Genomic DNA, 3,184 nt, shown 5'->3' on the forward strand with positions numbered 1-3,184 from the left:
CGTTCGGCCCGGTGCAGCCAGTACTCGGGCCCGCCGCGCTCGGGGGTGAACAGGGCGTCGGGGTCCCATCCGCACGCGATGCTGCGACCGCGTTCCTCCGCGAGTCGGGCGAGGGCGTGCCCGCCGGAGGCCATGGCGTCCATGGCCCGCCACGCCTCCCGGACGCGCGCCCAGTCGTCGGCCAGGTCCGCCCGGTGCGAGGCGGGTTCGCCGTCGGCGGTCTCGGACGCGAGCGGGGGCGAGGCTCCGGCGTGGTCGATGAGCAGCCGGTTGAGTTGGCGGATCTCGGCCGCGCGGTGTTCGGGACCACCGACGCGGACGACCGGGTGCCCCGGAGCCACGGAGGCGCGGCGCGTGACTTCGGCGAGGTCTCCCTCGGTGCGCGCGCAGACCAGGACGCGCTGGCCGTTGCTGACGGCGGTGCGGATGAGGGCGTCGACCAGCTCGTGTGCGCCGCTGCCGGGCGGGGTGGCCGCCACGGTGAGCTGGTCGCGCATGGCGGCGCTCAGCACCGCGTACTGGGACTGGTTGAGCGGGGTGGCCGAGACGGGGACCACCGCGGCGGTGTCCTGCGGCTCCCGGGCGGCGGCGGGCGCCATCCCACGGACGGCCCGACCGGCGGAGGAACGGCGGGCCTGGTCCGGATGGAGCGGGCGGGCGTTGGCGGACCGGCCGAGGAAGGGCTCCAGGGCGGTGCTGACGGCCGCCTCGGGGTCGAGCCCGTCCCGGTCGGAGGGGTCGAGGTCGGCGAGGACGCCCTCGACGGAGCCGGGTTCGTGGTCGTCCCCGTCGAGGTGTCCGCCGGGGCCCGCGCGAAAGAGCACGGCGACGTTGTGCGCCCCGTTGCCGAGGGAGGTCGGCCGTCCTCTCGTGCCGAGGGGGTCGATGTCGTCGACCCGTTCGATCTCCAGCCGGGAGAGGAGGGTGCGCACCTTCGTCGCGAGGTCGGCGACGGCCGCCGGCCGCTGCGCGGTGTCAGGGGCTCCGGTGCGCAGGCGGGTGCGCAGTTCGAACAGGTCGTCGGGGTCCGTGGTCCCGAGCCGGGCGAGGAGGGCGGCGTTGACGTCGGGTGAGCCGACGGCGCGGACCGCCGCCCCGGCCTCGGCCTGGAGACCGGGCTCGCACGGGTCCCCGTCGAGGTCGTCCACGACGCGCACGTCCGTGGTGAGCAACGGGAGGGCGACGCGGTCGGCCCCCTGCCCCAGGATCACCAGCGGGTACCCGTACCGGAGGGCCTGGCCGCGCGTCTGCGCCAGGCGCATGACCCGGGCCGCCGCAGGGTGCAGGAGCGCGGTCTCCCGGGCACCGCTGAAGAGGGACTCGGGGCCTGGCGGGAGGCAGGCGCAGGAGTCGGAGGAGAGGTCATGGGGTCTCACGACGTGGGTGTGCACGGCCTCACGGCTCAGGCAGGCGCGCAGGTAGGCGAGGACGGAGCGGACCTCGTCGTGGTCGAGCGGAGGCTTCCAGCGCAGCGACGCCGCCCCCACCCCGGACCGGCCGACCTGGGTGGTGACGGGGCCCGGCGCCCCGGCCACCCCTCCCGGCCCCAACGGCCCGCCGATCTGCTGTTCGTCGTCGCGCAGTGACCTCACGTCGCCCCCCGGTCCGCCAACCCGTGATCGGGTGATTACCGCCCGCTAACAGCGCCCATTGTCGTGGAAGAAGGCGCCCCGGACCGGCCGAACAGGGAAACCTCCCCGACTTTCACGCTGGGTGACGGCGGTGCTCGCCGCGCGTGTCCGCTCCAGGGCCCGCGGCGCGGCGGAAGGACCCCAGGGAGTGTCGTTCGGGCGCCGGCAGGGTTCTGCGAGACGAGTCGAGCCGCGAGCGAGGAACGAGCGGCAGGGGGGGGGGGGGGGNGAAGAATCCCTGCCGGCGCCCGAACACGGGCCGAAGCGGAGCGGAGGCCCAGAGAGAACACGGCTACCCGATCCCGAGCACGCGCAGTGCGACCCACAGCTCCGCCCGGTAGTCGGGATCGTCGAGGTCCCCGGGCAGCAGGTCCCGGATACGGGTCATCCGGTAGCGGAGGGTGTGCCGGTGGACGCCCAGGGACTCGGCCGCGGCGTCCCAGCGCCCCGCGCTGGCCAGGTAGGCGCGCAGCGAGGACAGGAGTTCGGCGCCCGTGCGCTGGCCTGTGAGCGGCGCGAGGAGGTCCTCGGCCATGCGCGCCCCCACGGGGGTCTCCGCCAGGCCGAGCAGGCCCCCGGGCAGGTCGCCCGCGCGCACCACCCCGCCGTCCCCCTCCCGGGCGACGCTGCGCGCGCGCTCGGCCTCGGCCAGACCGGTGTCCAGGTCGGCGTAGGCTACGGGCTCGCTCACCCCCGCCGGGCCGTCCAGCACCTCGCGGATCACGGCGCCCGAGGTCCCGGCACCGGCCAGCAGCAGGGCGCGGCCCCCGTGCTCGGCGACGAGGACGCCCTCGGGCGGGTGGGACGCCCCGGCGGCGTCGCCCACGCCCACCACCACCGGCTCGTTCGGCAGCNNTCGTGGCGGGGGTCGAGCGCCCCGGTCAGCAACGCCACGAGGACGCCCTCCCCCGCCTGCGCGGAGGAACCCCGACCGCTGCGTTCCAGTTCGAGCGAGAGCAGGGAGACCGCGGCGTTGACCAGGGTGCGGTCGTCCGATCCCAGGGGGCCGCCGGTCCCCACGGCGAGGTAACCGCGCACGCGCCGCCCCGTGGCCAGGGGCTGGACGGACACCCGCTCGCCCGACGACTCCACGGAGGCGCTGGCGCGCACGCCCGCCTCCCGCAGCCGTGGCAGTTCGCCCGCGATCACGCCCGCGTGCCGCGCCGCGCTGGCGGGCGCCGCGTGCCTGACGGCGCCGTCGTCGCCCAGCAGCAGCACCCGGCCGTCGAGATCGCGGGCGAGGCGGTCGACGATCTCCGGCGCTCCGGACAGCGCCGCCCGGGTGAGCTCGCGCTGCGCCGCGAAGGCCCGGGTGAGCCCCTCGTACTCCTCCTTGGCCAGCAGCCGCGAGACCTCCTTGCCCACCGCGATGAACGGCGTCTCCCGCGCCACCTCGACCAGCGGGACCCCGAGCTCGGCGGCGGCCTCGCGCAGGGGTCGGGGGGTCTCGTCCAGGACGACGCCCACCCCGAACCCGAGCCCGGCCACCCGCCGCTCGGCCAGTCGGCGCACGTAGTCGTGGTGGTCGGGGGCGCTGTCCGCCCAGCGCACCC

At 76.5% G+C, this 3,184-nt stretch carries 2 pseudogenes; both read right to left on the minus strand.

Features of this window, described 5'->3' with window-relative positions:
- Positions 1 to 1,592: pseudogene (locus D471_RS0100005) on the minus strand (DNA helicase); the annotation flags it as partial.
- A 331-nt stretch (positions 1,593 to 1,923) separates the two neighbouring features.
- A pseudogene (locus tag D471_RS32360) lies at positions 1,924 to 3,184 on the minus strand (helix-turn-helix domain-containing protein); the annotation flags it as partial.

Source organism: Nocardiopsis lucentensis DSM 44048 (assembly GCF_000341125.1).
In the GTDB taxonomy this organism is placed as follows: Bacteria; Actinomycetota; Actinomycetes; order Streptosporangiales; family Streptosporangiaceae; genus Nocardiopsis; species Nocardiopsis lucentensis.